This is a genomic window from Rubritalea sp. (assembly GCF_051252225.1).
In the GTDB taxonomy this organism is placed as follows: domain Bacteria; phylum Verrucomicrobiota; class Verrucomicrobiia; order Verrucomicrobiales; family Akkermansiaceae; genus Rubritalea.
On the sequence record NZ_JBPOGE010000030.1, the window covers coordinates 1 to 7219 of the forward strand.

General features: G+C 46.8%; 6 protein-coding genes. All 6 read right to left on the reverse strand.

Annotation, left to right across the window (positions count from 1 at the left end; translation table 11 throughout):
- On the reverse strand, positions 1–1844 hold a 1844-nt coding region (locus ACSHX2_RS15035), incomplete at its 3' end, for a VWA domain-containing protein (RefSeq protein ID WP_435693776.1).
- Between the two features lie 4 nt (positions 1845–1848).
- Positions 1849–2715 carry a VWA domain-containing protein gene (locus ACSHX2_RS15040; protein WP_435693777.1) on the reverse strand — a complete coding sequence of 289 codons (867 nt, stop codon included), beginning with the start codon at positions 2713–2715 and terminating at the stop codon, positions 1849–1851.
- A gap of 148 nt (positions 2716–2863) precedes the next feature.
- Positions 2864–3367, reverse strand: coding sequence for a hypothetical protein (locus ACSHX2_RS15045; protein WP_435693778.1), 504 nt, complete (start codon positions 3365–3367; stop codon positions 2864–2866).
- Positions 3368–3375: 8 nt separating this feature from the next.
- On the reverse strand, positions 3376–4281 hold the full coding sequence (locus tag ACSHX2_RS15050; protein ID WP_435693779.1) for a DUF58 domain-containing protein: 906 nt from the start codon (positions 4279–4281) through the stop codon (positions 3376–3378).
- A gap of 45 nt (positions 4282–4326) precedes the next feature.
- A complete protein-coding gene (locus ACSHX2_RS15055; protein WP_435693780.1) occupies positions 4327–5379 on the reverse strand; it encodes a P-loop NTPase in 1053 nt (350 codons plus the stop codon).
- 82 nt (positions 5380–5461) lie between these two features.
- Positions 5462–7072: a S8 family peptidase gene (locus tag ACSHX2_RS15060; protein WP_435693781.1), complete on the reverse strand. Its 1611-nt coding sequence runs from the start codon at positions 7070–7072 to the stop codon at positions 5462–5464.
- Positions 7073–7219 lie beyond the last annotated feature (147 nt).

Below are 7219 nucleotides of genomic sequence, written 5' to 3' on the forward strand. Positions count from 1 at the left end.
TGGTCACCGTCTTGTTGCTGGTCACCGTCTTGTTGCTGGTCACCGTCTTGTTGCTGGTCACCGTCTTGTTGCTGGTCGCCATCTTGCTGCTGGTCTCCATCTTGCTGCTGGTCTCCATCTTGCTGCTGGTCTCCATCTTGCTGCTGGTCGCCATCTTGCTGTTGGTCGCCATCTTGCTGCTGGTCACCGTCTTGCTGCTGGTCACCGTCTTGCTGCTGGTCACCGTCTTGCTGCTGGTCTTCTTCTTGTTGTAATTCCTTTCGAAGATCTTGGATGTCCTTAATATGTTGCTCCGTGAGCGCTTTGTTTTCTTTAAATGTATTAGAAGAGAGAAGTGCTATAGCACTTTTGTATGTTGCTAGAGCTGCTTTGAAGTTTTCTTCGAAACGGTCGAGGTCTTCGATTTTTAACTGAGCTGATGAGTCGCCGCTCGCTTGAAGTTTATTGCTTAAATAGTCTTTGAGCGGTGTTTCATCAATTCCAAGATACTCTGACCACTGTTTCTGGTAGATGGAATTAGCGAGATTAAAAGAAGCATTGGCTTGCGTCTTTATTTCATTCGAGAGTAGGGCTGAACTAAATTGGTCGCTGGCTTGATCCCAGTTGGCTTGACGGTAATGGGCTTGGCCTAGAGCCATGGAAAGTTTGGCATGTTCTTCTCCTGTACTGGCTTCTTTGGCTTGGGTGAGGAGTTTTACTGCCTTTTCGTATTCACCAATAGATAGAGCTTCGTAGCCTTTTTTAACGTCTGAAGGTTGACTGAAGTATTTGTAGCTTTGCTGGTTGATCCACGATTCGGCAGAGGCTTGATCTGAATGAATAAAGAAAAATGCAAGCACTGCAGCTGCGATAGGAGATTGGTTTTTCCAGCGGGTATTCACAAGCGCTGATGCAAAAGCTAGAATCACTGCAGGAATGAGAAACCAGTAGTATCGCTCGTGAGGTACTACTTGTTGGCGGCCTTCTTGCTCGAAGTCTTCCATCTGCTCAATCGTGCTAGTAATAGTGGCTTCAGGTCGATTTGAAATAGGAGTGTATGCTCCAGAAGTTTCTAGTGCGAGTTTGCGGAGCAGTTCTGCATGGAGTCTGGTGTGAACTACTTCGCCTTGGTGGTTACGGTGTTTTCCTTCCACTGCATTTTCTGATGGGATAATGCCTCCTGTGTCGGTTCCCACTCCAACAGTAATGATCTGCACTCCCGCCTCATTGGCCGCAGCAATGGATTCATCAATGCCGCTGTCGTGTTCTTCACCATCACTGAATATCACGAGTGCATTTGCTCGATTGCCAGATTTCTTGAGCGTTTCTACACCTATTGTAACCGCAGCTGCTAGATTCGAACCTTCAAGAGGAACACTATTAGTGTCTAATTGTGAAATCGTGTCTTGAATAGCGATGTGGTCAATAGTCAAAGGGGCTATCACTTTACTGCTGCCAGCAAATGCCAAAACACCTATTTTATCTGTAGGGAAGCGCTCAAGCATTTGTAGAGCAAGTGATTTCGAGGCCGTCAGCCGGTCAGGAGAGACATCTTGGCAGAGCATTGATTTTGAAATGTCGATAGCGATGAGGATATTTCTGCTAGAAACTTTCTCTACTGTCGTTGTCTGCCCTTGGTAAGGACGTGAAAGAGCAAGCAGGGTGAAAACAAATGCGGACAGTGCTAATCCAAGGCTCAGCCAATGACCAGTGAGTGAGCGCGTGAGTACGAGTTTGTGCTGGAGGCGCGGCGCTACCATTTGCTGCCATGCTCGATCACGTGTCTTTCTAATATTGATCGAAAGCAGAGCGAGAATGGGAATAAGAAAAAGGCCGTAGAGCCAATATGGAGATAGGAATTCCAATGGACTATTCAGGTGCGGGTGGATGGTGGAAAGTGAGGACTAGTAGTCCTCCTAGTAGGCTTAGTGCTGCTGCGAAGGTGAAGTAATGGTGATAGTCCTTAAAGGTGGTTATTACCTGCTTGGTTCGTTCGGTTTTTTCTAATTCATCAATTACCGTGAACGCTTCGACTAGTTGTTCTGTTGTCTTCGCTCTGAAGTATTCAGCGTTGGTGATTTTGGCGATTTTTTCGAGAGTCTCTGTATCAAATTCTTGAGCAGGGTTCACTTGCCTTTGTAGTCGTCCATCAGACGTGCCAATAGCTACAGTGTAAACTTTAATTCCTAGCTTGTTGGCCGCTTCGGCTGCTTGGATGGGAGAAATGTTGCCTGAGTTGTTAGACCCATCTGTGATAAGAACAATGATACGAGATTTGGTGTCTTTGCGCTTATCTAGTCGAATAGCTGAAGCTGAAATAGCAGAGCCGATCGCGGTGCCTTGAGTGAGCTCTTCGTTCGGTTTGACATCATCAATTTTTTCTAACAACCACTGATGTTCGAGAGTGATTGGAGATTCTTGGTAGGGTTGTCCAGCAAAGGGGATAAGACCTATGCGATCGTTTGGACGATGCTTGATAAATTCCTTAACTACCTCGCGCGACATGAAGTCTCGTTGAACTCTGCGTCCAGAAACATTGAAATCAGCAATTTCCATGGAATAGGAAATATCCATAGCTATTACTATATCGATCCCACTGGCTTTACGTTCGTCGTGACTATTTCTCTTTTGTGGTCGAGCTAGACTGAGCGCTGAGAAAATAATGAAAAGTGACAGTAAGGCTAATGAAATCTTACCCGCTACATTGTTAGGTCGAGTCCCGAGCGTGGCCAACATGCTGAGACTGGAGAAAATAATACTACTCCGTGAGCCTTTACGGTTCTTTAGTAAAGACAACGGAATGAGTAGCAATAGTAGTAAAAACCACCATGGCTGAGCAAAAGAATAGTCTTGGAAAATAGTTGAAATGGTAAATTCTGTTAGGTTATCCGCTGGTGAGTGGTCGAGGTACGGTGGAGTCTATTCCTTTGATCAACTCTTCAGCTTTAGTTACATATCCTTCTAGTGCAGCTGGGTGGTTGTGGTTAGGAGCGTATTTGTGCTGCGATAGATCGGACAGGTACTGACGTAGTTTGTCCGCAGCCTGGTCTGGTAAAGTGTCTAGTTCTTTAGACCGCACGTGAAATTCCTCATCGGTTTCAAATAGTGCGCTATCGCCAAATTGGCGCTGGAGGTATTCTCTAACAATAACGGAGAGGTCAGAAGCTAGGCGATTGCTATCCGTTGACCCGAGATCGATTTGTCGGATTTTTTCAATTGCTTGGCCGAGATTACTAACTGATTCAGATGTAGCTGAACGCGATTTTTTTAGAATGAAGACAAGGAAAAAGAGGACTCCAAGTGAGCCAAGAACTATTAGTGCCCATTGCCACCACACAAAAAGTGGGACGGTCTCAGATGTCTCAATAATATCGTGAAATTCTGCCATATTTTCTGTTAGGCGTGCCTGCTGGAGCGCGTTTTAAAGAGTTGATGGAGAAGTGGCAAGTAATCAGCGTCTGTCGCAGCATCTACATGATCGATTTTATACTTCGTAAATGTTTTTTGCAGCGCCTCGAGCCTTCTCGCAGTAAGTTTTTCGTAGGCCATTCTTACATTTGGGTTAGACGTGTTGACAGTGCTTTGCTCGCCAGTTTCTGGGTCTGTTAGGTTAATCTTCCCAACGTCTGGTAGATTTTCTTCCACTGGGTCAAAAATACGTAGAGCAATGGTCTCATGCTTTTGACTCAGGACACCGAGCTTCTTGTGGAATTCGTTATCGATGAAATCGGAGAGGAAGAAGATGAGTGACTTGCGCTTGAGTGTCCGGTTAATGAAGTCGCAAGCACCAGAGAGATTGGTTTGTTTTTTCTCTGGTGTGGTTGCTAGAATCTCGCGAATCATGCGCAATGTGTGCTTGTTGCCTTTTGCCGGAGGAAGGTAGAGTATTGGTTCTTCTGCGAAGAGTAAGAGGCCTACTTTGTCTCCGTTATGGCGTGCCGAAAAGGCCAAGACTGCAGCGATCTCCGCAGCAATTTCGCGTTTAGAAAAATGTTTACTACCATAGTCAAAAGAACCTGAGATGTCGACGGCGATGAGTACGCTTAGTTCGCGCTCTTCTCTGAAGGTGCGAATGAAAGGAGCATTCATGCGCGCAGTGACATTCCAGTCGATGAAGCGAATTTCATCGCCATGCTGGTATTCTCTAAAGTCCTCGAAATCGAGACCTTGTCCTTTGAAGGACGCGTGGTATTCACCTGAGAATGATTCACGCGAAAGCCTCCTCGCCTTGACTTCAAGGCGGTGAACCTTCCGCATGATTTCCTCGATCGAGGATTCGTCTTCTGTCGTTGCTTTCGTCACGTTGGCTTGGATTTTTATTCTGACGCTAAGCTTGGTGCAATCGCTTTATCGATGCACGCGCGCCATGACCTTTTCAGCTGTGTCCTTGAAAGCGGCACTGATTGTGGATTCTGTCTCAGGGAGTGTCGCAACCGGTGTGCCATCATCTGAACATTGGCGCGTAGTGACGTCGATTGGGATTTGTCCGAGTAATGGGACTTTGAGGCGTTCAGCTTCTCTGACTCCACCACCATCACCGAAGATATGGTATTTAGTGCCGTGTTCGCATTCAAACCAAGCCATGTTTTCGACGACACCTAGAATGTCGACATTGACCTTGGCGAACATGGATACAGCCTTACGCGCATCGATCAGTGCTACTTCTTGTGGCGTGGTTACGATAACCGCTCCGCTGAGAGCAACAGTTTGAACGATGGTGAGCTGAATGTCGCCGGTACCAGGAGGTAGGTCGAGAATCAGGTAATCGAGCTCTCCCCATTCTACCTGACGGAGAAATTGTTGGGTGTAACGAGTCGCGAGTGGGCCACGAACGATGACGGGTGAGTTGTCGTCTAACAAGAAGCCCATAGACATGAGTTTGATGCCGTGTGCTTCGATAGGGATGATCTCGTCGCGCTCGTTTGCGTATGGTTGCTGCTTTGTACCAAACATCTGCGCTGTCGAAGGTCCGTAAAGATCACAGTCACAGAGTCCAACCTTGGCTCCTGTTTTAGAAAGAGCGATAGCGAGGTTACTAGAGACTGTGGATTTACCAACGCCGCCTTTGCCGGATGCGATAGCAATGATGTTCTTAACTCCTGGGATAGAAGTTTTTCCCTTGGTGTTAGGCTGGTCATCACCTGACTGCTGAGCGTCAGGATTTTTTACATCCACATTTACACGAGTAGTTCCAATGCCTTCGATTTTATTTAACTCCTCTTGGCAGTCTTTAAAAATGGCTTCAGGGACTTGCGGGTCTTTTGTTTGTACCCCGATGGTTACTTCAACGTCAGCCCCGTTGATTGAAATTTCTTTGATAAGTCCAAAGGCGACAATGTCGCGGGAGAATCCAGGGTACTTAACCTTAGCAAGTGCGCTTTTGATAATGTCTTCAGTCATGATGCGATTGATGGCAAGAAGCTAGATGCTATGAGTCTAGCGGGCAAGAGTGGATTATGTACTATGGAGATAGATGTTTAACTTACTCACTGTTAGTTTGGTAGTGATTTTCTTTGCTGTTGTTTTGTAAGTCAACATCGGTGTTTGAGGTGCTCACTGACGAATATACGCTGAGAGTTTCTCCTATAGAGAGGGTTGGGACGGGGATGGTCGTGCTGTAGGTTTGTCCAGGGGCTAGGCTGTTTATACTCAGTTGGGTTGAGCCAGCCGGCGTGATGATTTTTGCGGGTGAATTGAAAAGCGTGGCAGTCCCTTGGTTTTGGAAAATGACGGTAAGTTCGTTTTGACCTGCATCATTGATGCTCAAAAGCTGGCTAGTTACAGCAATGTCATAAATATTTGATGTGTTTCGTTCTATGACACGGCCTATGTCGAGTGTGCCGAGTCCGTAATAAGGGTCAGAGCCTTCGACCCCAGCTTCATTACTATAGCTTAATAATAGGTCGGTAGCCTGTTGTGTTGTGTATCCTGGATTATTGGAGAGTGTCGCAGCGATTGCGCCGCTGACAAAAGGGGCGCTCGCCGATGTGCCAGAAAAGGAGGTAAGTAAGTCCTCGCCCCAGGCTGCGTTTACTTGGTAGCCAGGAGCTGTGAGTTGGAGATTCGTACTGCTATTAGAGAAATCGACGTGTTCTCCACTTCCTTCGATAGCACCTACTGAGATGACTCCATCGTATGCTGCGGGGTAAGCCGCTTGAGAGAGTCCTTCATTTCCTGAGGAGGCAACAATTACGGCTCCAAGCTCTTGGGCGTAGCGAACGGCGTCTGCTACTACTGAGCTGTTTCCTTCTGAGCCCATTGAAATATTGATGATTTGAGCCCCAGCATCTGCGGCTTGGAGGATGCCTTGGGCTAGAGTGAAGGAGTCGGAAGAACCAAACTCATCAGTTACACGGATGGAGAGAATGTCGGCGGCAGGGGCGACGCCTGGCGTGAGTGGATGTTTACCTGCTATTATAGACGCGACCGCTGTTCCATGTCCGAGCTGTGAGGATTCATCAGTGAGTTCAGTGAGTGCGATTTGACTAAGACCTTCTTGGAGGGAGAGGTGGTTGTTTACTCCAGAGTCGATGACTGCAACAAGCACGCCCTCACCCCAGTTCGAATTGTCTTCAGTGATACCGATTGCAGCGAGCGCGTTGTTACCAAAACCTATGGCTCCGTCTTGCGCGCTTACATTGGGTGGGCTGGGGGTGAATACTGGGAAGTTTGGTGAAGCTTCAGCACCTTCGATACCTTCGAGTTGGGAAAGGTTATTAAAGGCAACACGCGCTGTGAGTAATTGGTCAGAGCTTCCTAGTAGACGCAACCCATTATTGGATGCTTGAGCGAGGAATGATCTATATGACTCGGGATCGCTAAAGCGTAGTAGGGCTTCTTTCTCGGTGCGCTGGTTCTGAGAGCTTGTATCCTCGTGTTCGTTGCTCCCTTGTTCCTTATGTCTAGATTGCAGCGTGTGCTTACTACTGGAAGGTGGATTATATACGCCACCATTATTCTCACTCGGTGTGTGATCGTATATATGAGTGGAGTCATTGCTCTGTGGTCTTAATGCCGACGATATCACATAGAGCATGCAACCGATTACGAGTACGCTTAATGAACTGAGGGCTATTGTTCGATTCTTGGTCATCCTGTTTGAGTAAAAGTACCGAATACGCGGAAAGTTGCACATTCTCTTTTTATTATGAGGGGTGAAAACCGTTATTATTCATGGTTTGTGTATTTAGGGGGCATGGTTTTCCATTAAATTGTAATGTGTGTGTAATCTTTTTGATGA

Coding starts and splice junctions, on each gene's coding strand:
- ACSHX2_RS15040 (WP_435693777.1), bottom strand. CDS start 2,715: ATGTTGGCCACGCTCGGGACTCGACCTAACAATGTAGCGGGTAAGATT.
- ACSHX2_RS15045 (WP_435693778.1), bottom strand. CDS start 3,367: ATGGCAGAATTTCACGATATTATTGAGACATCTGAGACCGTCCCACTT.
- ACSHX2_RS15055 (WP_435693780.1), bottom strand. CDS start 5,379: ATGACTGAAGACATTATCAAAAGCGCACTTGCTAAGGTTAAGTACCCT.
- ACSHX2_RS15060 (WP_435693781.1), bottom strand. CDS start 7,072: ATGACCAAGAATCGAACAATAGCCCTCAGTTCATTAAGCGTACTCGTA.